We start from the raw sequence: 24731 nt of genomic DNA, 5'->3' as shown, positions 1-24731 counted from the left end.
GCGGTTGCCTGCTATCTTCATTTTTAGGTAAATTATTTTTGTTTCAGTTGGGACAAAAGAACAACCGTCTCAACATGCACACTTTGTTAAGTGTTCTGTTTTTAAATCCTTGTACAGCTTTGTACATTCTCGAATAGCCTATAAAATCAAGTATTTTTTTAATAGTTCAGACTTTACCGCCTTGTGCATCCTTGTGTTGTATATCTGCAATGGTGGCAAGTCGGTGGCAATGCCACCACTGAACCATCTGTTATACTAATTCGTTGACCCTTTTCTGTACAGCTGTAGGACTGTAACCTGCTGCTTTCAGGCGGTCAATTCGTTCTTGACCATTACCCCACTTACCAAGAATAACTTCTTTTGCGATAGCGGTCAAGTCTGTTGCAGCATTTCCTTTTAAGATCGCATTAACTGCATTCTGTACTTCCTGATAGTTGTAACCTGCTGCTTCAAGTTTTTTCTGACGATCAGGGTTATTTCCCCACTGACCATTGATAACTTCTTTTGCAACGTCCTGTACAGATTTTGAAGGTGTCGGTGTACTTCCATTTACCAGTTCATTTACAGCGTCCTGAACTTCCTGATAATCATACCCGGCTTTTTCCAGTGCTTCCTTTCTTTCCGGGTTGTTACCCCATTCACCTGCATATACTTCTTTGGCTACTTCCTGAACTGATTTCTTACCGGAAGGCTGCGGTGTAGTAGAACCACCTGCTGCATAATGCGGTGTGATGAATCCTCTGATGTGTTTACCGTTCACAGCAATGTCACGATAACCAACCGTATTACTCTTATTACCTTCAATAACTCTGATCGTAGAACCGTCACAAGATACTACAATACCAACATGATCACTCCAACCTGTACAATCTCCAACACCGTTATCATCCCAGTCATACAGGATGACGTCACCAACGTCAGGTACATAAGCATCATTTTCAACCCAAATGCCTGCACTGATTGCAAGGTTGATCATGTTTTCACAAGAGCATTCAACACAAGGGAAAATGTTGGAAAGACCAACTGCAATGAATGCTGCTGATACAGATGTCGCACACCAAGCATCATTGACTGTCATTTTATATCTTGTACAAAGTCCTGAATCATTGAATACTTTCAGAATTGCTTTGTGCTGTTCACTACCTTCTGCAATACCTTTATACTGTACAAGCCAGTTTCCCGGCTTCTGTCTGTCACCCATATTATCACCCTTTTCATAGTCATACTTTGTAAGTTCGTACTGTTTAACCAAGTTCATGTTATTCTGAACATATGTTGAACTTGTCGCATAACCGTCTGCCTTGATTGTTTCAAGATACGTCTTAGGGTCTGTGATTCCCTTAAGATTCTGATACCGGGACAACTGTATAAATTCAAAGTAACCTTTAACCCCTTCTTCCATTGAATCAAAGACCCTGAAATTATCGGCAATCGTTGTCAATACTCCCGGCTCATATTCTTCCTGTGTGTTCATGTTCACACTCTTACCAGTCCATTTTGTACCGCACTTAAGACCAAAATAGTTGTGATAGGTGGCAGCAAGTTTTGACTTGCCCCACCCACTTTCTAAGATTGCCTGTGCAATGATTGGACTGTGTACGCATATACCAAAAATTGCAGCGTACTTTTTAATGTACACTGCAATCTGATCAATAAATTCCTGATTTGTCATAGTTGATCACCTCTTATTTCTTCGGTTCTGTATAAGTAAGTGCCTGATCACTGTCAGTAATACCCTTGGTTGTTGGGTCTGTCACAACACCAAGAATCACAAGAACCGCAAATACTGCATTGACTACATCAAGCAGTTTGTTACCAAGGTTACCAAGATCAAGGGTATAACCAAACACTGCTGCAACAACCTGAATCAACAGGAGTACAGCCGGAATCAGTGCAACCCAAAACGCTTTGTTTTTAATTCTTACAATCCAGTTAATATTTTTCATGTCTTATACCTCTTTCTTTTTCAAATGTAATTCTTCAATTTCATGCATCATTTTTGTGATCATCCCATTACCACCTAAAGCATGATAGGCATCATACATTTCCATAAAATTTTCATAAGCGTATGATGGAATGTCACCCAACATCATGTACTTATCGTGATATTCGATAAGTTGAACTCTAAGTAAAAGCATTGTACCTTTACTGTTTGCATCCCTGTCTTTCTTCTGATTTTTCAGCAACCAAACCACATACCCCATAATGGTAGTGACAATGATCGGTAACACAATCGTGTATGTTGAATAAATAAACTGTTCCAATGGTCTGTTGTCCTTTCTGTACACAAAAACAACCGCTTCTGACGTTATATAATCGTCATATGACGGTTGTTTTTTGTGTATGTGATAATTTCCTTATTCCTGTGCAAGTGTGACTGTTCCGTCATCATTTACAACATACCCATCAGCAAGAAGAATCAGGTCAATATCTTCTTTAAACTGTGGGAACTTCTGAACTACTGTATTGTAATTCAGTTTGCGGTTTTCTAACCGTAATGCAAAATAAGCTGCCATAATATCACCCCTTTCCACCACTATGAATTAAATAGAATATAATCAAGTGCTTCCTGTGTAACTTCCACTTGATTCTGTAGTGATTCATTCTTTTCTGCCTGAATTTTAATGTATTCGTCTTTGTCATACTCAATCAGGTCAAATTCATACCCGGTAAATCCCGGCTGTCCGTCAGTTTCATCTTCATTCACTTCTGTGATATTGGAACTGACAAATACTTTTGTTTCCGTCAGTTCCAGTTCTTCCGGTCTGACGGTGCTTTTCTGTTTTCCATAATCAATCATGATGCTTTCAATCCTTTCTTTGTGTTTGGTTTTATGTTGCGTATATAATAATCATCCGCATAAGGTAACAGCGGTACAACATACTTTTGACATAGCCGGAAGGTATCAGCATATTTCAACCAACCTTTGTAAGAATTGATTGAACACCACTCTGAATAGTTCATCATGTTCCCGGCTTCCACTTTGTTCCTGATAGCGGTCATTTTCTTTTCCATTTCCAAACAGGTGCTTTTTCTAAGTAATGTATACTTGTAAAATGTTCTGTAACCTAAGAAGTCAATACCTCTTACATACGATGGGAACACCTGCCAGTTTTCTTTTATGTTCAATTTCAGTTCATTCCTGAAATAAATATCAATCTCTTTCTTCAAGGCAAACAGTTCTTCTTTTGTCTTGCCAAAGATAACCATATCATCCATATAACGGAAATAGTATTTAACGTGCTTCTGTTCTTTTATCCAGTGATCAAAACTTGAAAAATAATAGTTACCTGAATACTGTGATAAGTAGTTGCCTATCGGTATACCAGTTTCAGGGTCAATATCTTCTTCCAACAGATAGATTGCTGTTAAGTCCTCAATCTCTGCTGTTTCAATACTGTCAATGATTTCATTTAACAACCACAATAGTTCATTATCATTGAACATTCTTGAATACTTCTCTTTCAGAAGATCGTGGTTGATTGACTGATAATAGTGTCTTGCGTCCAATTTTAAGCAATATCTGCATTCTTTCGGGTCATTCCACATTGCAGATTGTAATTTTGTCAGACCCTTGTGTATACCTCTGTTTGGTATTGCTGAATAGGTGTCAGCAGTTAAGTTATTGATGATACAAGGTTCAATAACCTGTAAGATAGCCCACTGACAAATTCTGTCAGGGAAATAAGGCAGTTTGTAAATTTTCCTTAACTTCTTACCGTCCTGTTTATAAAACACCTCATAGTCAGATGTTTTGTAAGTGTGGTTGATAAGCATTTCCTGAATCTGTTTCAGGTACTTGTCAGGGTCTTTATCAATCTCCTGAACTTCTCTGTACCAACCTTTTCCTTTCTTTGCGTGTTGGTGTGCTTTTCTTAAATTTTCAAGGTCATAAATCTTTTCATATAAGTGATCATAGCGTTTCATTCCTTGGTATTTGCATTATCCGAATTTCAGTCGGCATTACTGCCCGGTAAATACGGTTGACCTTTCCTTATTGTTCGTAAGTAAGACAGTATTCCCTGTGGGGTTGTCTGCACCGTCTATTTTTCTGTTTTGCCTAGTGGCATGGTTGAAAGAACCGCACAGTATTATAGAAATAGCCGGATGTTTCCACCCGGCTATATTTTGCAATTATTAAGTGACCCCTGATATTCCGATTACGATTACCAACACTGTTATTCAGATTCCAATAGAAACTGCCTGCATTACTGCCATTATTCCAATTACTGCCTAATTGAGTGATTGTTTTTTAATGGTTTCCGCTACAGGTAAATAACGAAAATATCAGAAATTCTTTCAACCTAATGAATTAAATTTACAAGTTACGTTTTAAGCAGCCATTTTCTGCTTCCATGCTTCGATTGCAGCGGTATAAGTAGCAGAATCACGTGTTGGAATATATACCAAGCGACCCCCGACATACCGATGACGATTACCAACACCGCTATCCAGATACCAATAGAAACCGCCCGCATTACCGCCATAACTCCAACCACCGCCCAATCGAGCGATACGGTAACCGTTCAAGTTGATAGTGATATATGTGTAATCACCAACAGGTAATGAACTGTTACCAAGGCATTCTGACGCAATAAATAACCAGTCACAAGCTGTTGAATATCCCATTGCTGAAATATAACCATTTGCGTTTGTTACTGTGAATCCGGCAGGCTCATAGTTTCCACTGTTCTTTGATTCTGCAAAACTGAAATCAGAACAAATATAAGGCTGACCACCGCCCATTTTTCTATTGCCCCAAATATTGATACCATAGACAAATTTCCAAATGTTGCCCCAAAAGTTTTCTTTACCTCTCCAACATACAGAAGTCTTACCGTCAACAGTGTACTCTTTAGCAACACCACCCTCATAAGTGGTTGTTTTCTCTGCCCTACCTGTACCATTTCCAAGGCTTGCTGTACTTCCGGTTGCAGCTGCATATGAACTTGTTGTGTCACTTCCTGTAGTCCAAGGTAAGGAAACAATACCCTGTGCAGTAGCGGTCTGTAAGTTCATCATACCCATTTCAATGATCATAAGCATCTGTTCAGCAGATACCTGTTTAATCAGATCACCATGCCAGTTTGTTCCACGATTCTGTGCCATTGCTTCAATATTCGGTCTTGTAAGGTTCTGTGAAGAACCGGATGCAGGTCTTGCACCTGCGATTGATGAAAACTTATCTTCACCAGTGTTCATTACCTGTTCATCATTCAACAGATACGCACTTGCTGATGCATCGTAAATACTACCTTCATAAGCACTTGTCAGGAAGTAATCAATTTCATTTCCTGATGCATCGTAGAATGCCGGGTGAAGTCTGAAACCTGCACGTGGCTTTTCTGACACATAATAGTTTGCCTTTCTTAAGTGGTAACCAATGCCTGTATCAATAGGGTCATACTCTACAGGACACACCAAATAATAGAACTTTGGCTGATATACCATTACCTGACCCATTGAACCATCTTCTTTGTAATCTGCATCACCGTACCATGCTACGATAGAACCATCATCAGCAACATTACAGCGTTTACGACCACCAAACATTGTGAACTTATCAAAATCAGAACCTTTTGTAAGGTTGGCTGCTCCGGCAAGTCTTTTGAATGTTTTATTTTTGTAATCGACCTGAATACCAACAATATCATCAGCAGTGATACCCAAATAGGCACGAATATCTGCCACACCTGAAAGAATTTCTTGACTGTTGAAGTTTTCACTTTTCAGTTCATCAATATTACTTGCAGCACTTGCGTTTTCCGCACTTAGTGACTGTAATACATTATTAGCTGTTGCAACAGATGCATCAAGGTTTGACTTTGCGGTATTGGCTGTACTTATGACATTAGACAATGAAGTTTTAACTGAACTTGCACTGTTAATTACTTCCTGAAGCTGACTTTTTGCTACACTTGCATCAGAAATTGCAGAATCAAGATTTTTCTTTGATGTTACCGCTGTAGCGTTGGAACTATCCAACTGACCCTTGATCTGATTTGCATTATCAATTACACCCTGTAAATTACTCTGTGTGGTTGTTGCACTTGTAATTACTTTTTCAAGATTTGCCTTTGCTGTATTGGCATTGCTGATTGCTGTTTTTGCAGCATTAGTTGCTGCTTCAACATTACTTTTTGCGGTATTCGCTGTACTTGTTGCACTGGTCAGATTTTCCTTTGCTGTATTGGCTGTATTTGTAGCGTCCTGCAAATTGGTTTTCGCTGTATTAGCTGCACTTGTAGCATTTTGCAAATTAGTTAATGCAGTACTTGCAGCATTAAGTTTCTGCTGTACTGCATCAACATCTTTATCAACCGCATCCTTTGCAGCAATTACTTCTTTTTTCAGATCAGCGTAAGAGTTATTATCATCATTTACTTTTTCAAGTGCATTGACAATAGACGATCTTACCTCTTCACCGTATACTGCATTTAAAATCTGATCAATATAAGGCTGTATATTTGCCATTATTCAGCACCTTCTTTCTTTTCTTCCTGTTCACTGTGTTCAGTCTGTTTCATCATATTCATATCAGAAACCAATTCAAGGTTTTTCTGTTTTCGGATTTCAGACAGCAGATCAGCAACTATACCTTCCAACAAATAAGCCGGAAGGTTTGACTGTTCAACGATCTGATTAAATGCATTCGTCATTGCACCTTTTGCGTTCTCCATCATAAGTGATAAAGGCATATTATTTTCATTCATGGTAATTACTCCCTTCTTTTCGGTAAAATAATAGGTTCACGCTCATAAGGTTCAGATTCCAAATATTTTTGACTTGGCATCTTTGCAATGAACGTCTTTTTTTCTAAATAAGTGTAAGGGTCTTTATAAATAGGTTTGCTGTACCGCATTCCCTCTTTTTCACATAATTCCTGTATAGCTTTAATACAGTAGTATACAAGTTTATCTGTGTTAAGTTTCAAGTGTCCGTCAGATGCATCTTCTGAAATAAGTTCAGGTGCAAAACTTTGAATCTGCTGTGCAATGATTCCTATAGCCTGATGTTCACCGGACTGAATCCAGTCAAATTCCTTAAGGTCAATAGCGTTCACCACTTCCAAACCTCTGATTGCTGTGTCCTTGATATTAGTTTTCAATCGAACATCTGAATTATTGGTGTAGCCCCAACCGTGTAAGTTTAGTGGACTGTAGAAATCAATACTTCTGTTGTTGTAAATCTGAAAAGATGTACCTGTGAATGTACAACAAGTTGATGATGAACTACCAATGCTTACATCTTTATCAGACCATAGTTTAATACTTTTATCAGAATAATTATAAAATCCTGCACTTTCATTAAATCTCAAATATCCCCACACATAAGTGTTTGCACCTACGTGTAAGCCTTGTTTTTCTTTTCGGTTATTTGCGTAATATATGAGTTTTACATAATAGTTACTTCCGGGTGAATCCTGATAACCCCACCCCATATAGTCAGCACCGTTCTGTAAGTCGAACATCAGACCTCTAAAAGTTGAATCACCTGACCAACCGTTAGTACCGATTTTACCGATGGTTGCACCTTTATAGTAGTACCATGCACCTGTTGAGGTCATTGACATTAACAGTGTGTTACTGTTTTGTGTCGTACTCTCATAAATACGCATTTCACCATATTCAAATTGAATATATTTACTGATACTATTCCATGCAATTTTAACTGCATAAGAATTTTGCTGAATCTTGGTTGATAACTCTGAACTGTTCAGCTTCTTCTTAACTTCTGATTCAATCGAATCGGTCTTGACTTTAATCTGTGCTGACGTTGAATAATTTTTTAGTTTACCATCAACATACTGTTCAGCTGTTTCTTTGGCAGACAACAGTATAGAATTTTTAGTGTTTTTGATACTTGTTTCAACTTCACTTTTTGTATAGTAAGATTTCAACTGACCGTCTGTATAATCTTCTGCATCTGATCTTGCTGATTCTTCTGCATCTGCTATTTCTTTTATAACCTGATTTCTGTAAGTAATATCAAGTTTTTCAGCAGATACAGAGCCACCAACCAATCTTTCACCAACAATCTGACCATCCATTGTGATAGCAGTCTTATACGTTCCGTTGTACCCGGTTGATGAATAACCAAGACCGTTCAGATTCCACCGCCACACCTTCCGGGCTGTGTTTACATCGTTAGTGTCCATGATTAACTGTTCGTTGGCTGTTGTGACCACATGACCATGTGTTGCTGCTGTAATCAGTGCTGTTGCCTGATCAACCGCCTGTTTTACAATGGCAGACGGTACAGGTATCGTATCAACTGCTTTTGATGCTGTATTTGAAATAGTATGTGACCTTGAAGTAAGTCTTGCATTAACTACAGTACCAAGTGTGAACTTACTACTGGATAGATTATTAAGCTGTATTGACATTTTTGACAATGGGAAATACCGATCAAGTCCATGCAGTGAAGAATGTGCCTTGATCTTATCACCAAGTTTGAACTGTTCTACGTCTGCATCAGTCCAATGCATATCAACAGCACTTACTTCTAGTGTCATGCTGTCCCACTGATAATCAGCAATGTACTTGTTTGCCTTATATAACAGCATTTTTGGTGTTGTAACTTCATCCCAAGTAATAGTTTTGGTTATATAACCAAATTTCTTTACAGCGTCCAAATTCACGAGTGAATCAGACCCATTATTTACACTTTCAATAGTCAACCGCTGTTCAAGTGCAGCTATTGGACTTTCTTCCAGTTTTGCACCAAGTGGAATAAATACCGTTGCAATATCTGACACATCTGTATTTCTGCTGAAATCAAGCAGATTTTCACCAAACTCAATACTTTGTGTACTTACATTGTCATAATCACTTATATAGTCCAAATAAGCTGTTCCATTGACATTCCTTACACGTAAATAACCACCAAGATCGTCAACCAAATCTTCCTTGATTTCTTTCATGGTACTGTTGTAATTCGTGTACCTGTACAATGAATCATTATTATCTGTTACCGTAACAATACCAACCTTGAACTGTCTATCTTTTTTTACCTGCTTATTATGTGATGCAATCAGTGATTCTAAATAACCCCTGACTGTCATATCATGATATTCAGCAGGTCTTTGTATACTGTCATTCAGATATGCAAGCTGACCCTCACAAGTAAAATGTTTACGGTTGTAAAAATCAATTTTGCATTCTGTAATTCTGCCATTAAACACTTCTTCATCATCCTGAAATACCTGAATGCATGACAGCATTTTTTGCGGTAATTCATATTGTGGGTGCTGTGGTGGCATCTTAAAACTAAAAGACCCTGCTTTGTTGACCTCTAAATCAAGTTTAGGGTCAATCAAAACAAGGTTTTCATCACGTAAATCATAAATAGGCAGTCCATCACATAATACTCTATACATTACAATGAACCCCCTCTATAACTGATCTTGACTGTACCGTTTCCGGTAAATGTCACATAGTTATCACCTTCCTGTAAACGAATGTCATAAACTGTTGTTTCCCCAACAGGTAAACTATAAGTGTTACCTTCGTGTGTCACCTTCATAGCTGTTGAACAGGTAAATGTTGGTGATACAATCTTGACACGATTGATCAGATTTACTTTTTTACTTCCGCTTACTTTCACTTCATTCACATGGATGATACCATTTACAAAACTGAAAACATCCCACAACCACGGTTCACTTGCTGAATTTGTTTCAATCTTATACGGTTCAACATTACAATCAACTGTGATAATGGCAAGTGTACGATCTGTTTTGAATTTATTGATTGTACACCGTCCCCAGTAATAAAAAGTTTTATCAGCGTCCATAACTATACGCATCTTCTTACCATGCAGATAGTTGGAAAGATTGGAAAGTGTTGCAGTCCAATCTCTTGCACCATTTAACAGGGAAAAAGTAAATGATAACTTCCTGTTTTCAAACTTCACATCATCACCCAACGCATCAGTCAGATCAAGGTCACCATTGCGACCAATTACACTGACTGATTCTGTTTTAGGTGTAGGCAATCCGATTTCTTTTGAAGAAAGGATAAGCCCAAAATCTTCATAACTGTGTTTAATTCCAAATGTAACACCCTGAATCAAGGCTTATCTTCTCCCTTCCTTATCAAAAATCTTACCAAGTTCTTCATCCATTGCCGGGGCAAGTTCACCTGCAAGCACTCCTGTATCTGTTACCAGTTTCAGGTTCGCAAGCTGTGGAATGAAAGGCATATAACTTTCAAGGATTGTAAGAATCCGGTCAAGTTTTTCCAGTAATGAAGCGTTTTCCTCATTAACCGCTACCCTGATCATATCCATAAGGCTTTGTGTTCCGACAACCGTTTCACTTCCGGCTTCACCACCTGCCAAGAACTGATTTGACTTAGCGTTGTAACCGAAAATAGTCGGCTGATTCATGATCATACCATCATCCATTGCTTTCTTATACCAGTCAATACCAAAGTGCGGTACACTTGGCGGTGTCAAGCTGAAAGAACCACTGATTGAAATATGTGGTAATTTTAAATGTGGCAATGACCACGAAAAATTGAAGAAACTTTTAATTCTGTTTATAGCGTTACTTACAATGTTCTTTGCACCTTCAAAGATGCTGCTGAACTTTTCCTTAATTGCACCAAGTACATTTGATACTGTGGATTTTGCAGCATTCAGACCACTTGAAATAGTGGACTTCACACCGTTGATCACATTAGATACCGTTGACTTGATACTGTTCCAAACACTTGTAAAGGTTGATTTAATGCTGTTCAGTATACTTGAAATAGTAGACTTAATTGCATTGAACACACTGCTGATTACTGACTTAACCGAATTGATTACATTGGTTACAGTCGTTTTGATTGCATTCCAAATATTTGTAATCGTAGACTGAATTACGTTCAGCACTGTAGAAATTGTTGATTTTATCGCATTCCATACAGTTGTGAATGTATTCTTGATACCTTCCAGTATTGGCTTAAGGAATGAAACAATGGCATTCCATACGGTTGTAATAACCGTCTGAATGTTGTTGATTGCGGTTGATACCGCTGTTTTTATAGCTTCCCAAATCGTTGTAAAGGTGTTTTTAATACCTTCCAAAATTGGGGTCAGGAATCCAACAATAGCATTCCAAATATTGCTTATGGTGGTTGAGATTGCATCAAGGGCTGTTGATACAGCGTTCTTGATAAACTCCCAAGCTGCAATGATATATTCCTTGCAGTTTTCCCATATAAACATCCAAGGCATTGTGATGATCTGAAATGCAGCACTGATGATTTCACCAATAAACATTATGGCAACTTGCACCGCATTCTTGATTGTTTCCCACACTGCACTTACAGTATCAGCTATTGCAGTAAACACATTGGTTACTGTTTCTTTTATGGCATCTATCTTTTCAGATATTGCTGTTTTGATGTTCTCCCAAGCCTGTTTGATTGAATCAACTAAACCTGTGAAGAATCCCTTAATTGCTTCAATGGCGGTACTTACTGCTTCTTTTACAGATTCCCATGCAGTCTGTACTTTCTCCACCAATCCACTAAAAAAGCCTTTGATAGCGTCAATAACCGTACCAAAGACTTCTTTTATTTTTTCCCAAGCATTTGTGACTGCTTCTCTGAATCCATCATTGGTATTCCATAATGTGATCAGTGCAACCACAAGCCCTGCCACAAGCGTGACTATAAGAACTATAGGGTTAGCATTTAATGCAGCATTGAAAAGCCACTGTGCAATAGTAGCACCTTCGTTTGCTGTTTTGTATGCTGTCCATGCTGTTGTTATGGCACTAATCAATGATGATATTGCCATTGCGACCTTTAATGTTACGAATCCGGCAGCAACTCCGGCTATCAGTGGTGACCAATCCTTGAACGTTTGAATAATCTTAGGCACATCTTCAATAAGACCACCTAGTTTTTCAAGGAAGTTTTCAACACCGTCCATTCCTTTTTCAAAGAATGTTGTAAAATCAATTTTTTGAATCCAGTCAAATACCCTTTGTAGGGCATCACCGACAGACGTTGCAAACGCATCCCAATCAACGGTTTCCATCCAGTCTGACAACTGCTGTAAAAACCCCATAACAGTAGGTGCAAGTTTTGAACCTACTTTTGTCAGGATATTTTCAAACAATGCCTGTACTGAACTCCATGAACCTGATATTGTAGTACCTGCTTCAAGTGCTGTTGTTCCGGTTATACCTAAGTTATCCTGAATCTTGTGAATAGCTTCAATCATTTGGTCAAACGTTACGTTATCCAAACTTTCAATCTTTTCACCAAGTACACCTGAATCATTTATCAATCTGATCATTTCAGACTGTGTACCACCATAACCAAGTTTCAGGTTATCCAACATCGTGTAATTTTGCTTTGCAAAACCCTGATAAGCGTCCTGTATAGAACCTATGTCAGTACCCATCTTGTTAGCGTTATCTGACATATCTGTTATAGCAAGGTTGGTCAGTTCAACCGCTTTTGCAGTATCACCGCCAAGACCCTGAATCAGTGAAGCAGCAAATGACGTTGCTGTATTCATGTACTGATTTGAACTCATTCCGGCTGTCTTATATGCCTTTTCAGCATAGTCAATCAGTTTACCGGAACTGTCTTTGAATAGTGTTTCAACACCACCAACCAACTGTTCATATTCAGCATAGTGACCAACCGCTGATTTTGTCACATCTGCCATTTTTTCAGCTAACTGTGTACATCCTGAAATTACTTTTGTGATTGCTGTAGATGCTAAATTCGCAAGCGTAGCTTTCCATGTCGTAAATCCACTGTCTGCATTCTTGGCAGCTTGTCCGGCATCTTCTACTGAATCACCTGCACCATCTGCCTTTTTATCAACATCTTCCAGTGTTTCAGCTGTGTCCTTTGCAGACTTTGAAACCTTTTCAATGTTGTTCACCGCATCAGCGTAATTGATCGTTATTTTTCCGACCAACGAAAAAATATCCAACGATTAGCCACCCCCCTTCAATGGTGGCACGAATCCATTCAGAATTTTATTTGCTTTTTCCACCTGTAACTTAATCTGTGCATTGTTCATTGTCGGTTCAGTTTGTTCAGTCTTTTCAACTTTCGGTACGGTACTCATAAACCGCTGTTTAAATTCTTCAAAATTTCCAACATCATCAGCAAGTGGGTTTGCTGTGATTGCACAGTATAAGTCCCACTGTTTATCTTCATTGTCCTGTTTCAGGACTGTTCTAACAGTATCGTCTAATTTCCCCCGGCTGATTGCTTTATCTAAATAGCTGTAGGGGTTACCATATCTACGGTTGCAGCATTCATCGAATCGTTCTGTTCCGTACCCACTAATTCGGCAACACCCTCGAAAAAATCCATAAGGTCATCTTTCTTAGCAAAATCTTTCACCATGACAACAAATTGTTTCAGCTTGAATTTCTTCACATCATCAGCAGTAACCGCTGTACCGTTGTCCCACTCCATACAGTTAGCAAAAAACTTACAGATTTCATTTCTTGCCTTTGAAATGTTCTTGATCAGAATGCCACACACCTTCATAGCAATGACAATACCAACTTCTTTCATATCTGTACCGGATTCCTGCAACTGCTGAATCTCGTCTTTGTCAAATGCACCAATAACCTGTTCTACTCCGATAACTGCAAGAACCTCACAAAAGTCAAATGCGTTATCAACTGTTAAATCCTTAAATCTGAAATCTGCCATGATTATTTATCCTCACTTTCTTTTTTCGATCTGTTTCTTCTACCACCATTTGCAGGTTTATCCTGTTTTGGTGCAGATGTTTCTTCATGTTCAACAGGTTCAGTCTGTTCACTTGCTGTTTCCTGTTCCTGATCTTCTACCTGTTCAGCAGATACAGCAGGTGTTTCCTGCTGCACTACTTCATCAGAAATATCAACCACAAACATTCCTTTGTCCTGAATTTCTGCAAATCTTTCTTCTGTCATATCCAGTTTTTCACCGATCACATGACCTTCACCTGTGTACTTGTCTGTATATTCTCTTACTACTACAACTCGCATAATTCACACCCCCCCTACACAACAGAAGTCGGATAATAAATTGCAATATCCAACTTATTTAAGCTGTCATTTTCAAGGTCTGCCGTACACTCAAACTTGACAGCAAACGTTGTCTGTTCAGCGTTCTTTGTTTCCAGTTCAAATGCTTCTGTACAGAGTGCATTCGGTAAAATAATGATTACATTTTTACCGCTTGAAAGTGTTCCAACATATGCAACATTTTCAAGATAATCTGCTTCTGTGATGTTCTCCTTAGATACATATTTCACATAGGTTGTATCTTCGGAAGTGGATTTTACAAGGTGTAATGCATTTACAAGAATATCTTCTGTAAGTTCTGTCATCTGACCTTCAAGTGTGGCAGATTCACCAACCTTCTGTTTGCTGACACCTTTGATCAGTACAGTTGCACCGTCCACCTCAACATCTAACCACTGTGCTTCATAGTTGAACTTAAGACCACCGGAAGTTGCACCAAGTGGTGTACCAGTCCACCCACTGCTTGCTTTTTCATACTTAAGATTTTTGTAAATGACACCTGCACCCAAGATCATGTTCTTGATAGTTTCAGATGTAATACCATGCTTTTTTAAGCCCATTCTTTTATGCTCCTTTCCACTCATTTGTGTTAAGTGTTATCGTAATTCTAAAAAGATCTTCTTCACCTGTTTGAATCATTAAACCGTTCCAATAGGTAATAAAAAAAGCAGTTCCTTCCTGAACTGCCCTTAAATCTTCAAATGCTTTTTTTAATTTGTCATTTATTTCTGCAAGCGGTAATTTTGACCCCCTTGACCAACCGTCAAGTGTAAAAACACCGCCTGTATATCCGTCCTCTAATCTGTGTTCAGTTTCATTGAACGAACCGACAAAGTAAGGATAGCTAATTTCACCCGTCCATTCACCAAATTCATAGGGAATACCAAGTTGATCAAGCTGATCAGAAATAAAACCAAGCATATCAACCATAATTAACCCCCTAAATTCTGTTTAATGACATTTACAAGCTGTTTCTTTATCTTTGGGGCTACACTCTGAAATGCTTTCGTGAGTGGTTGTCGTGGTGTTTTTCCGTAAGTATGGTAAAATTTACCGTCTTTCTTACTCTTATAAACCCAACCGCCTTTTCTTCCATCACCATGCAGTGCATATTCACCAGTACCAAATTCTTCCCAAATCGCATTTTCAAGGTCTGAACCTACAGCAACAGTTGATTCATCTTTTCCTTCATCAACCATATATTTGTAAGACCCCTTTGTTTGTCCGGTATCAACCCTGCTGTTTCTTTGGGTCTGTGCCTGTATTTCACCACCTGCTTCGTGAAGGAATCCAATAACCCCTTCCGATAATGCAGCTTTAATTTTTGCTGTGTTATCTGTAAATTCAACTGACATACTACTGACCCCCTATAAATCTTAAATAGATTTCTAAATGATCATGCATATTCATAGGGTCATCAATCAGAAGGATTTCATACACTTCACCGTTTACAACCATTCTTGCATTGTCACTTGTCACATCAACGGTTTCCTGTTCATCCGTCTTACTGATCACACCTGTCAGAAAACTGAACGGATTCCAAACCCAATCAGTTGACAGATTCTTAAGGTTGGTAAAGTCACACAAGAAAATGTGTGTACTTTCCTGAACCTTGGCATAAAAAGTTGTATGCTTCGAATCACCTGTTGATAAGTCCAACCAACCTAAGATTGATGTACAATCAACCCATGTGTTTACACGCTCACCTATGGCATTTTTAGCACCGTTCTTTTTTACCTGTAACAATGCTTGAATGTTACCGCCAACGCTCATATAATCAGAATCTAGCCTTTATATAAGGCTTTAAGAATCCAAGTAGGGCAACAGGATAGCCCATAACCTGATTGTTAGCGTCCTGATCAAAGTAAGTTGCACTGTATCTTGACAGCGTTTCAGACTTGACCCCGGTTTTCGGTCTGTTCTTAATATCCCACTTAAGCAGTTCAAGCACACCTGCACGAATATCAGCCGGATATTCCACCTTAGTGATCAGGTTTGTACTTTTATACAACTCCTGATTAACTCTGATGAAATCATCACCAATTTCCGTAATGGTATACAGTCCATCATTCACCATTGACTGTGAAATCTGAACTGTATCACCCACTTTTAAGAAATCTGATGTTCTAAGCAAACGATTACCCAAACTATCAGCACTAAAACGAACAAACCGATTCTGAAAATTGTTATTAGTGTATGCTCTGATCATAAGTTCAGCAGCGTTCAATTTTTCTTCAATCACCTTTTCATTTTGCACAGCAAATTCAGGTAATTTCATTACATCATCAACTGCTAATATCATCAGATCACCCTTTCTTAGACAACTGCTGTACCAACCTTGGACTTAATAAGACCCATCTTAACGTTCTTTGTATTGAACTTAAGGCTGTAGTTTGCAGACTTACCAAGTTCTGCATAAGTCGGTGATTCTTTTGCAATCTGATCAACCGCTAAAGAAAGACCATTCGGATGCAGCACCTTACCCTGCTTTGTATAGAACTTGTCAATACCTGCGGATGCTTCCGGGTCATAGTTGGTTGTATACTGATTCTCATAGTTGTTCTTATCGCAAGATAAAAATGCACCTTCGCCAAACAGATATGTGCTGTAAACCGCATCTGTACCTACCCCTGTAGCTGTAAATCTATCAGTCACAAGTACGTGTTTACCTGCGATAGTTGGCAATGTAATTTCTTTCTGAATTACACCGTTGACAACATACTTATCATAGTCAACCATTTCCATTTTCTTGTACTCTTTGAAGATCATGGAATGCATAACCATCAAACCAAGACCACCTGCCATATCACCAAGTGCTGCCTGTTCTGCATCGTAAATTGTACCTGCTTCAATGTTTGTCTTAGTACCTTTAGTAAGATCAAGTACATGATCACTAAGTGCTGCAACTGCTAATACTGCCTGTGCAATGTTCATCAGTTCTTTTTCCCAAACCTGACCATAATAACCTGCAATCTTATTTCTGATCAGTGTCATAGGGTCAGCACCAGTTAATTCCTTTGTGAAGTCTTTAGCCTTAAATGCTTTCATTCTCTGAATAAGCATACAAGTCTGTTTGTCACCGCTGATTTCAACAGGTGTGTTGTTTGTTTCACCATCGTTGTTCAGTGCTTCCATACCGCTTTCATTTGCGTCAATCGGTTTATAAATTGGAATTGTTGCCACGTTTCCATGCTCACCGATTAAGTCCATAATAGAACTGTCCTGCTGCACGATACCGGAAGCAATGATTGGTGTAGTCCAATAGTCGGCTTCCTGCATCATCCCGGTAAATACTTCTTCATCAAAAGCAAAACCGCCAAAATTTCCTGTTCTTGCCATTTAATTCACCATTTTAACCTTTCTTAGTGTACATTTAACTGTTTGAATAACTCCGGGTTTTCCTCTTTGAGTTTCATTCTTTCGTTGTAACCCATCTTAAGGAACTGTTCTTTGGTAACTGTCTTGTCTTTATCCCCACCCGGCAGGTTGTTTTCAAGAATCTTTCTGCTACCACTCTGCTGCTGATTACCATTGGATGCTTCAAACATGGTAGGATGCTGTGTTTTAAGACCTGAAATCAGATCATCTTCACCCTTGATTTTTCCATCATCACCAAGTTTGATTTCACCTTTTTCCTTTGCCTTGAATACAAGATAATCAACATCAACCGCACCTGCTGCAACCAACGCAAATTTCAATGCATTTTCTGTTTTCAGTTCTGCATTCTCTTTCTTAAGGTCTGCAATCTCTGTTTCATATGCAGTAATTTTCTGCTGTGTTTCTTCGTCTTTCCCGGCTGACTTTTTCAGTTCTTCAATCAGGTTGTTTGCCTTGGTCAGTTCTGTAGTCTTACCGGAAAGGTCAGTTTCAAGGTTGGTGTATTTGTCCTTAGACACATAACCACCATCAGTAAGGTTGACCATCTTGATCAGCTTCTCTTTGTTCTTTTCATCACCGTTATAGGCATTGATTGCCTGTACCAGTTCATCATAGGTGATAGCCTTATCACCAAAAAATGCTTTTAAAAATTCCATGTTCTTCTTCCTTTCTCCGTCATGTTTTTATATCCGGTGTCACCGGGGAACGGTCAACAGTTTATATCCCATGTTGCAGGGGTCATTTCAGCAGCAGTTTAAACGTCATAAGCCTTTTTCGGACAAAAGAAAAGACACCCTTGCGGATGCCTTAAAAATACTATTTAACCCATAGTTGGGAGATAATCAGGATCACCATACCTTTCTACAGTACCAAGTGAATGTGCAACGCTTTCATGTTCCTTTTATCCCCCTTTCTGACCTTATATAACGGTCATATAGGTAATAAAAAAGCAAAGGTGTATAATTGTGTACCTTTGCTTTTTAATATCTATCTTTGAAGAAATCAGCCCAGTATGGATTTTCTTCATCGAATATTTTTTTCTGTTCGTCAGTCAGTTCATGTGGGTAATCTCTGAACATATTGAAAATATGTTTTTTGTCAAAACTAAATAACCACTCACCAACTTTTTCATGATCTTCCACCCACCATATTTTATCATCAGGGTTATTTTTAAAAAATTTACTTGGTTGTGCCATATTGTCCTTTCTTCTGCTCTGAATCAGCAGTATTTATATACCCTAACAACCGTTTGAAGTCATCAGTATTGAAATCTGAATCAGCAATATCTATCATTCCATGAATCTCTTGTGACCACTTGTTTGATTTACTTGAACAACCAAAACGGTTTACCAATGTATAACGAACATTACCGTTAAAATCATGCCACCCACTCTGTGTAGGTGATTGAAGTTCTAAATATTGCAACACTTCATCAGTTGTTTTCCTAACTATTGCTGCATGCCTTCCAACATAAAGATAATATTCTTTTCCAACTTCACATTGCTTCAACAGATTTTTCCCAACAGTTGCGGTACACGCACCTTTGGCAGTTATTTTTTTAATACCCTTAGTTTCAAATAATGATTTCAGGTTATAGGTGTTTGAAAAGAAGCTCTGACTTTCCCCACCACGAAAATCTAAAACATTCCATCCCTGTTTCTGTCCTATATACGCAAGTCCTAAAGATGCACATGAACCGCCAGTAAGGTCACCACCTGATAAAGTCTTTATGATTTCATCAGATGTCATTTTTATTTTTTGATTTTCAACAGCATTGTATGGTACTTTCAATCTGTCATTCAATGTTTTGAAAAATGCATCATATGTTGAATCATCTGAACCTTTCGGTTTAGATAGTGTTTCCACCTTCATTGTATCAGCATTGTCAGGAAGTTTCAAATACTTCTGTTTGAAGTCCTCAAAATCTTTTGTTTTATCCAGTCCAAAAAATGCCGCACGTTCCTGTAAGGTCTTTAGTTCATCATCGTCTAAAGCCCATTTTGCACGTTGCAGCAGACAGCACCGACAGTTACAAACGTTCCTTGCAGAACCGCCAACACCCGGTGCTTGCATTTTCTCACCGCCAACATCAAACGGTTCATCAATTTCCCTGATCTGTCCGTCACATTCCCGGTGTTCATCCCTTGTACGTCCGTCAAGCGTGGAATCCCACTGTTTGACTATATCAGCACCTTTTTTCTTTGCCCCATGCTGACCGTCAAGGGTTGCTTCATTCTGTATTCTATGTCCTTCTGTCCGGGCAATCCGTATTGCATTGTTATATGCTTTACGAAAAGGGCTGTTCATACCCTTGACAATTCTTAATGCCATTTCATTCCATGTTGAACCGCTTGCAATCCCTCTTGAAAGTTCAGCACGAATTGACCGCTTAAGGTAACCAACATCTTCACCAAGTTTGGTGTACAGACCGCTTGACAGTTTACTGTTGGTTTTCAATGCTTTGACAACCTGATCTTGCTGAATTGGTATTACAAGCGGTATACCTGTACTTTGCAAATCATAGAACATACCAACGTAACCGTTGATATATGACTGTTCCAAGTAATCAGCAATGGTTGTAAATTGACCTTCATGTAGGTCATAAAGCATTGCTTCAAGCTGATCAACCATCATTTGCTGATATTCCTTTTGGTATACTATACTTTGCAGATTTTCAAGGTCTGTCCTTGCAGACAGTTCCATGATTTTCTGTTCACAGTCCTTTTTTGCCCTCTCATATACAACTTCTAACAGTCTGATAACTTTCTTTTCTTCATCAAGCTGTGCTTGCTGCACTTCCTTCTGTGCTTTGTTCACCTATTCCACCACCTTCATCATCCGGTATAATAGAATCAAGATCATCTTGCACCTGCTGCACCTTATCAGCTTCATTATCCGGCAACTTGTCCTTCACATCCTCATAATCAATATCAAGAACATCACAAATATACTGAATCGTCAGATCATCACCAAAAATCTGTGCCAGTGATAACAGGGTGTTGATTTGTACCTGTTGTTTCTGTGCTTCTGTAAGTTCATTCTGTTCATTTTCCTGTTCATTACTCATTACTTCGTGGGTGAACTCAAAATAAACATCTGTGATCTGATAATCTGTACCGTTCTGCTGATTGATTTCATCAATGCACACCGCCACGATCTTACGCAAGAACCGCTTGATATTCCTTTCAAGGTGTTTACATCTAAGATCAAGTAGTGAATAGGCTGCCTTGATTGCAATATTGGTTGTTGCTGATGTATCTTTCAGACCTGACAAGTTCAGACCCATACCAAAACGGTATATGTTCTTTTCATCCAGTTCCAACTTAACCTTCCGGGCTTCATACGGTACATCTACTGTATGTACTTCAATACCACCATCTGAACCGACACCGACAATCTTTTTTGTCTTAAGATTCTGCTGCAATTCATCAAGGTTATCACCTTCAAACCCTTTGACCGCATATAATGGATGATCAAAGTCAATCAGGTTGTTGGAAAGACTGGATGCCATAAGGTCATAATCATCAATCAGGTCTTTTACTGATTTCAGATTGCTGATCTGTTTCTTGTTATTATCCAACCGGAAGAATGGCAAGAAACCAAGTGAATCAATATAAGTATTATCATCACCATCAACCTGATACAGTATATGTGGTCTTGGATTCACCTTGGCTTTATCGTCAAGCTGTATTTCCCCTTCATCTGTCTGAACATAATAAACAACCTGTTCATCATCCCAATCCATGATTTTCTTGATTCTGTGACCTTCCTTGTCAACCCGGTCAACGTACCAATAAATTACATGGTCTTTTCCGTCCTCTGCAAATCGTGCTTCTACTTCTACAACACCAATACTGTCAGCACACGTGAATTTCAGCTTGTCAGTGCTGTCTTTCATAGCGTACATATAAGCAAAACCTTTTGTCTGACAGTCTGTAAGTGTTTCTGACAGTTCATCAATAAAATCATCGTTATTATTGAATCTTGCATCAAGTTCACTCTGTAGTTCAGGCACATCACTGAATACAAAACCATCTGAACCTGAAAGGGTATACTGTGTACCCTGTTCTGTCAGTTCCTTGAAAAATGGGTGCGGTATTCTCACATTTGCCCGGCTTGTATCTTCCACAAGCTGACCATCAGAATTGAAGTAAAACATTCTGTAATTTTTAATGTCGTGATCACCGTCAAAATAGCGTTCACCTATTATTGCAAAATGCTTTTTCACTGATGCAGCATCTTCATCAATGAACATTTTTATTTCTTCGACTGTAAGCACCTGTCACCCCACCTTTCTATAATCTGATCTGTAAGGTCAATGATTTCATCCCCATGAACACCGAAAAAATCACACATTGCTTCTTCACCCTCAACCGTATGACCGTATGAAAATAGAAAAGCATGAACCAATTCATGAATCAGTGTTGAACGTGTTACTGATTCAGAACGTCCGTCCATAATGCTAATCAGAAGTTCCTTATATTCGGTCAGCCCAAAATTATAGCTGTTTGGGTCAGGGTTCATTTTTTTTGCATTTGCATCCACCAGTTTGACCTTCCATACATCATTGTGAATCTTTATTTTCATGATTTTAACCATACAGCTATTTGTATAACCAACCGCTGCCTTTCTTGATATATTTTTCTAATGCATACCGCATTGCGTCCATAAGATGATTGAAGTCATCAATAGGGCGGTTCAGTTTATTACCGAACTTGTCCTTGTCCCAAGTATAGTTGCTGATCTCCGTCAAGAAATTCACACATCTTGGGTGTATGATGATTTCAAAGTCCTGAATAAACTGAATACCGCTGTTGATACTGTCCTTACCTTTTTCAGCACCTTTGACCCTAAGACCATAACCCTTTAACTGATCAATAGACTTTGGTTCTGCTGAATCCGCTGTGATTCTTTCCTTTGCATAGCCCATATCAGTGATGTTCTGATATATTCGCTCATTGGAAAGACCTGCACTATACATTTCATCCCACACGAATATCTTTTTGTTCTTCGTGTCAATGAATCCACAAAACAATGCAGATGGGTCATTTGTATAACCAAAGTCTAAACCAAAGGCTGAATCAATCTTGTATTGCTGTCTGATCTGTTCCAGTGTAAAGGCTTCTTCATGCCAATTCTCATACACAAGACCGTCAACGATACCCCAATTACCAAGTCCGGCAACTGCATATCTGCGTGGGTTCTGTTTCTTCATGGTTTCAAAAACCTTAAGATCGGCTTTATCTAACCATTCATTGCAGGTGTAATTGGTGGTAAGTGCAAGTGTTTCATCGTCAGGGTTATCAAAAAACCGTTTCTTCAACCAATGGTGTTCATTCCAAGGGTTGAATGTTACGGTGATCTGCTTGAACAGGTCTGAACCTTCCGGGATTGCACCACGAATAGATTCATCAAGCATATTGAAATCATCTTCACTGCTGATCTCATAGGCTTCTTCAATCCACATCCAACACAATACACCCTGATCAACAGTGATTGATGTTACTTTCAGTGGGTCATCCAGTCCTCTGAAATAAATCTTTTGACCTGTTGGCTTATACGTCATTTCAAGCGGTGATTCTTTTATGTCCCAAAAAGCATCAACACCAAGTCGATGTATAGCCCATTTCAGTTCAGTAAAACAGGAATCCTTTAGTGTTCTGTAAGTTTTTCTGACAACTAAGGTATTCGCATCAGGGTACTTCATCATATTGGTGATGTACCATAATGCTGTAGTCTTTGACTTCTTAGATGCACGTGAACCTTTGACTGCCCGGTATCTACCTTTCCACCGCCAAAATGTACCGTAACCCTTACCGACTACTTCCGGTAATTTCACATTAACCTTACCGGACTTTGTAGCCTTGTAATCTTCCGGCATCAGAATGAACTTCTGATAACCAAATACATATTGACTTGATGGCTGCCTGTATTTAGTCCTCAAGTGCGTCTGCTCCTGAAATAACAATAGGGGCTGTCACATTCACATCTAACTTATCATTCCACATACCTAAATGTTTACCAAGCAGTTCAAGGGCTTTCATCTTGGAAGCAATCTTGACTTCTCTTTCAACACTTCCACCAAACTCATTATCAGATTCCTTATATTTGATTGATTCAATACAGGACAGATCATCATCAGATGCATCCTGTTTGATTCTTCCGTTACTGTCAACAACGTCCGTCATTCTGACAAATGCAATCTTGGCAAGCTCTAATACAACCCTATCCTGATTCACTCCGGTTCTTCGTGACCGTTCTGCCATGTGTTCAGCAATAGCCTGTTGAATATTAGGTTTTGTCAAGTTTTCACATCCGATTGCATCCGCTGTTTTTACTGAATAACCTGCCCTAATAGCTGCCTGTGTTGCATTCAGGTCAATCAGGTATTCATCAACAAAACGTTGCTGCTTTTCAGTTAATTTGCCTTTTTTTGCCATAACAACACCGCCTTTCTATCATTTTTATAACAAAAAGTGCTGCAAGGTAGGAGGTTTTAGCACCCTTGCAGCACATAAGACAATAATCAATATAATTTTGCATAAAAAATTTGCAGGTAATTTATTATTACCTGCAAAAATTTTTGTACAGCATACACTATAAAAGGTCAGCTTGTATTTGTCAAATATGAAATAGTTGGTTTTATGTCAGATATGTAAGGTTTTTATAGGTATCTTCAAACGCTGAAAGTGCCTTATTATGCAGTTCTACGGTATATGAATAAGATTTTTTCATTTCCTGTGAAGCAACCTTTACTGTTTTAAACTGCACATACACTTTTGTAAGAATCTGAATCATATTCTTGTCACGCAATCCCCTGATTTCCTTAATGATCTGCTTCTTTGCATCAACAAACTGATCTATTTCTTCATTGATGTGTTGGTCAAACATGGTATACCTTACTACATCCTTACATAACTTATCACCTACAGGTGAAGTCTGCACTTTATCCCGGCTGTAATCAATACCGCCTGCACTGCATACATTCATTTTCATATCTGACAGCGTGGCAATATCATCATTTATCTGCATATCTAACACTTCAAGCTGTTTCAGATATTCCCTTGCACTTAATTTCTTCTGATCACTCATTTTTACCTCACTTTCTACGGTTGGTTACACTTCGGTTACGGTTAAAAATAGCCTAAAAAGTGCTTCAAACCCTTATAAATCAAGGAAGTTACGGTTTCTACGGTTACGGTTAAAACTCTATTCTTTATATATTCTTATTTTTACTAAGTTCTATACTATCATAAAATACTAATTATTGAAGAATGTACTTTTAACCGTAGACAACCGTAACCGCCAGTAT

General features: G+C 38.6%; 27 protein-coding genes. All 27 read right to left on the bottom strand.

All coding sequences use genetic code 11. The features are described 5' to 3' along the window. Positions 1-250: 250 nt before the first annotated feature. The gene (locus tag PG766_RS04560; RefSeq protein ID WP_270590507.1) at positions 251-1672 is read right to left on the bottom strand and encodes a glucosaminidase domain-containing protein; all 1422 of its coding nucleotides are present in this window, start codon (positions 1670-1672) and stop codon (positions 251-253) included. Positions 1673-1685: 13 nt separating this feature from the next. Then, positions 1686-1946 (bottom strand): phage holin, encoded by a 261-nt coding sequence (locus tag PG766_RS04555; protein ID WP_118427144.1) that lies wholly within the window; start codon positions 1944-1946, stop codon positions 1686-1688. Positions 1947-1949: 3 nt separating this feature from the next. Beyond that, positions 1950-2264, bottom strand: coding sequence for a hypothetical protein (locus PG766_RS04550; protein ID WP_270590506.1), 315 nt, complete (start codon positions 2262-2264; stop codon positions 1950-1952). Between the two features lie 93 nt (positions 2265-2357). Then, a complete protein-coding gene (locus tag PG766_RS04545) occupies positions 2358-2516 on the bottom strand; it encodes a hypothetical protein (RefSeq protein WP_173689508.1) in 159 nt (52 codons plus the stop codon). 20 nt (positions 2517-2536) lie between these two features. Next, on the bottom strand, positions 2537-2800 hold the full coding sequence (locus PG766_RS04540) for a hypothetical protein (RefSeq protein ID WP_270590503.1): 264 nt from the start codon (positions 2798-2800) through the stop codon (positions 2537-2539). Beyond that, positions 2797-3927: an RNA-directed DNA polymerase gene (locus PG766_RS04535; protein WP_270590501.1), complete on the bottom strand. Its 1131-nt coding sequence runs from the start codon at positions 3925-3927 to the stop codon at positions 2797-2799. Before PG766_RS04535 ends, PG766_RS04540 begins: the two co-directional genes overlap by 4 nt. Positions 3928-4332: 405 nt before the next feature. Further along, the gene (locus PG766_RS04530; protein ID WP_270590500.1) at positions 4333-6474 is read right to left on the bottom strand and encodes a hypothetical protein; all 2142 of its coding nucleotides are present in this window, start codon (positions 6472-6474) and stop codon (positions 4333-4335) included. Further along, the gene (locus PG766_RS04525) at positions 6474-6713 is read right to left on the bottom strand and encodes a hypothetical protein (protein ID WP_118177832.1); all 240 of its coding nucleotides are present in this window, start codon (positions 6711-6713) and stop codon (positions 6474-6476) included. The genes PG766_RS04530 and PG766_RS04525 overlap by 1 nt, the downstream gene beginning before the upstream one ends. Before the next feature lie 5 nt (positions 6714-6718). Beyond that, complete coding sequence (locus PG766_RS04520) at positions 6719-9379, bottom strand: tail fiber domain-containing protein (protein WP_270590499.1); 2661 nt, start codon at positions 9377-9379, stop codon at positions 6719-6721. Continuing rightward, on the bottom strand, positions 9379-10074 hold the full coding sequence (locus PG766_RS04515; RefSeq protein WP_270590498.1) for a mtfA protein: 696 nt from the start codon (positions 10072-10074) through the stop codon (positions 9379-9381). Before PG766_RS04515 ends, PG766_RS04520 begins: the two co-directional genes overlap by 1 nt. A 3-nt stretch (positions 10075-10077) precedes the next feature. Further along, complete coding sequence (locus PG766_RS04510) at positions 10078-12945, bottom strand: phage tail protein (RefSeq protein WP_270590497.1); 2868 nt, start codon at positions 12943-12945, stop codon at positions 10078-10080. Positions 12946-13235: 290 nt separating this feature from the next. Next, positions 13236-13682: a hypothetical protein gene (locus PG766_RS04505; RefSeq protein WP_158431862.1), complete on the bottom strand. Its 447-nt coding sequence runs from the start codon at positions 13680-13682 to the stop codon at positions 13236-13238. Positions 13683-13684: 2 nt separating this feature from the next. After that, complete coding sequence (locus PG766_RS04500) at positions 13685-14002, bottom strand: hypothetical protein (RefSeq protein ID WP_270590496.1); 318 nt, start codon at positions 14000-14002, stop codon at positions 13685-13687. 14 nt (positions 14003-14016) lie between these two features. After that, positions 14017-14601 carry a hypothetical protein gene (locus tag PG766_RS04495; protein WP_270590495.1) on the bottom strand — a complete coding sequence of 195 codons (585 nt, stop codon included), beginning with the start codon at positions 14599-14601 and terminating at the stop codon, positions 14017-14019. A 4-nt stretch (positions 14602-14605) separates the two neighbouring features. Continuing rightward, the gene (locus tag PG766_RS04490) at positions 14606-14971 is read right to left on the bottom strand and encodes a hypothetical protein (RefSeq protein ID WP_270590493.1); all 366 of its coding nucleotides are present in this window, start codon (positions 14969-14971) and stop codon (positions 14606-14608) included. 2 nt (positions 14972-14973) lie between these two features. After that, on the bottom strand, positions 14974-15396 hold the full coding sequence (locus tag PG766_RS04485; protein ID WP_118177840.1) for an HK97 gp10 family phage protein: 423 nt from the start codon (positions 15394-15396) through the stop codon (positions 14974-14976). 1 nt (position 15397) lies between these two features. After that, positions 15398-15787, bottom strand: coding sequence for a hypothetical protein (locus PG766_RS04480; protein WP_270590491.1), 390 nt, complete (start codon positions 15785-15787; stop codon positions 15398-15400). A gap of 31 nt (positions 15788-15818) precedes the next feature. Next, the gene (locus PG766_RS04475) at positions 15819-16343 is read right to left on the bottom strand and encodes a hypothetical protein (protein WP_270590489.1); all 525 of its coding nucleotides are present in this window, start codon (positions 16341-16343) and stop codon (positions 15819-15821) included. A 14-nt stretch (positions 16344-16357) separates the two neighbouring features. After that, a complete protein-coding gene (locus tag PG766_RS04470) occupies positions 16358-17380 on the bottom strand; it encodes a hypothetical protein (RefSeq protein WP_158431868.1) in 1023 nt (340 codons plus the stop codon). A gap of 23 nt (positions 17381-17403) precedes the next feature. Further along, entirely contained in the window at positions 17404-18075 is a 672-nt protein-coding gene (locus PG766_RS04465; RefSeq protein ID WP_195366596.1) for a phage scaffolding protein, read from the bottom strand. A 324-nt stretch (positions 18076-18399) separates the two neighbouring features. Then, positions 18400-18615: a DUF7675 family protein gene (locus PG766_RS04460; RefSeq protein ID WP_270590486.1), complete on the bottom strand. Its 216-nt coding sequence runs from the start codon at positions 18613-18615 to the stop codon at positions 18400-18402. Beyond that, positions 18599-20236 (bottom strand): phage minor head protein, encoded by a 1638-nt coding sequence (locus PG766_RS04455; RefSeq protein WP_270590484.1) that lies wholly within the window; start codon positions 20234-20236, stop codon positions 18599-18601. Before PG766_RS04455 ends, PG766_RS04460 begins: the two co-directional genes overlap by 17 nt. Next, complete coding sequence (locus PG766_RS04450) at positions 20196-21698, bottom strand: phage portal protein (RefSeq protein WP_270590483.1); 1503 nt, start codon at positions 21696-21698, stop codon at positions 20196-20198. The genes PG766_RS04455 and PG766_RS04450 overlap by 41 nt, the downstream gene beginning before the upstream one ends. Further along, positions 21677-22006: a hypothetical protein gene (locus tag PG766_RS04445; protein ID WP_270590482.1), complete on the bottom strand. Its 330-nt coding sequence runs from the start codon at positions 22004-22006 to the stop codon at positions 21677-21679. The genes PG766_RS04450 and PG766_RS04445 overlap by 22 nt, the downstream gene beginning before the upstream one ends. Before the next feature lie 16 nt (positions 22007-22022). After that, positions 22023-23363: a PBSX family phage terminase large subunit gene (locus PG766_RS04440; RefSeq protein ID WP_330674465.1), complete on the bottom strand. Its 1341-nt coding sequence runs from the start codon at positions 23361-23363 to the stop codon at positions 22023-22025. Beyond that, positions 23353-23859, bottom strand: coding sequence for a terminase small subunit (locus PG766_RS04435; protein WP_270590481.1), 507 nt, complete (start codon positions 23857-23859; stop codon positions 23353-23355). Before PG766_RS04435 ends, PG766_RS04440 begins: the two co-directional genes overlap by 11 nt. Positions 23860-24061: 202 nt before the next feature. Then, positions 24062-24511, bottom strand: a complete 450-nt coding sequence (locus PG766_RS04430; RefSeq protein ID WP_118177848.1) for a hypothetical protein — start codon at positions 24509-24511, stop codon at positions 24062-24064. Between the last annotated feature and the right edge of the window lie 220 nt (positions 24512-24731).

Source organism: Coprococcus sp. LG101-27, assembly GCF_027695515.1.
Taxonomy (GTDB): domain Bacteria; phylum Bacillota; class Clostridia; order Lachnospirales; family Lachnospiraceae; genus Allocoprococcus; species Allocoprococcus comes.
Note: the sequence above shows the minus strand (reverse complement) of the source record. Positions and strands in the feature narration are given on the sequence as shown.

Coding starts and splice junctions, on each gene's coding strand:
- PG766_RS04560 (WP_270590507.1), bottom strand. CDS start 1,672: ATGACAAATCAGGAATTTATTGATCAGATTGCAGTGTACATTAAAAAG.
- PG766_RS04555 (WP_118427144.1), bottom strand. CDS start 1,946: ATGAAAAATATTAACTGGATTGTAAGAATTAAAAACAAAGCGTTTTGG.
- PG766_RS04545 (WP_173689508.1), bottom strand. CDS start 2,516: ATGGCAGCTTATTTTGCATTACGGTTAGAAAACCGCAAACTGAATTAC.
- PG766_RS04540 (WP_270590503.1), bottom strand. CDS start 2,800: ATGATTGATTATGGAAAACAGAAAAGCACCGTCAGACCGGAAGAACTG.
- PG766_RS04535 (WP_270590501.1), bottom strand. CDS start 3,927: ATGAAACGCTATGATCACTTATATGAAAAGATTTATGACCTTGAAAAT.
- PG766_RS04530 (WP_270590500.1), bottom strand. CDS start 6,474: ATGGCAAATATACAGCCTTATATTGATCAGATTTTAAATGCAGTATAC.
- PG766_RS04525 (WP_118177832.1), bottom strand. CDS start 6,713: ATGAATGAAAATAATATGCCTTTATCACTTATGATGGAGAACGCAAAA.
- PG766_RS04520 (WP_270590499.1), bottom strand. CDS start 9,379: ATGTATAGAGTATTATGTGATGGACTGCCTATTTATGATTTACGTGAT.
- PG766_RS04505 (WP_158431862.1), bottom strand. CDS start 13,682: ATGGCAGATTTCAGATTTAAGGATTTAACAGTTGATAACGCATTTGAC.
- PG766_RS04500 (WP_270590496.1), bottom strand. CDS start 14,002: ATGCGAGTTGTAGTAGTAAGAGAATATACAGACAAGTACACAGGTGAA.
- PG766_RS04495 (WP_270590495.1), bottom strand. CDS start 14,601: ATGGGCTTAAAAAAGCATGGTATTACATCTGAAACTATCAAGAACATG.
- PG766_RS04490 (WP_270590493.1), bottom strand. CDS start 14,971: ATGGTTGATATGCTTGGTTTTATTTCTGATCAGCTTGATCAACTTGGT.
- PG766_RS04485 (WP_118177840.1), bottom strand. CDS start 15,396: ATGTCAGTTGAATTTACAGATAACACAGCAAAAATTAAAGCTGCATTA.
- PG766_RS04475 (WP_270590489.1), bottom strand. CDS start 16,343: ATGATATTAGCAGTTGATGATGTAATGAAATTACCTGAATTTGCTGTG.
- PG766_RS04470 (WP_158431868.1), bottom strand. CDS start 17,380: ATGGCAAGAACAGGAAATTTTGGCGGTTTTGCTTTTGATGAAGAAGTA.
- PG766_RS04465 (WP_195366596.1), bottom strand. CDS start 18,075: ATGGAATTTTTAAAAGCATTTTTTGGTGATAAGGCTATCACCTATGAT.
- PG766_RS04460 (WP_270590486.1), bottom strand. CDS start 18,615: ATGGCACAACCAAGTAAATTTTTTAAAAATAACCCTGATGATAAAATA.
- PG766_RS04445 (WP_270590482.1), bottom strand. CDS start 22,006: ATGAAAATAAAGATTCACAATGATGTATGGAAGGTCAAACTGGTGGAT.
- PG766_RS04435 (WP_270590481.1), bottom strand. CDS start 23,859: ATGGCAAAAAAAGGCAAATTAACTGAAAAGCAGCAACGTTTTGTTGAT.
- PG766_RS04430 (WP_118177848.1), bottom strand. CDS start 24,511: ATGAGTGATCAGAAGAAATTAAGTGCAAGGGAATATCTGAAACAGCTT.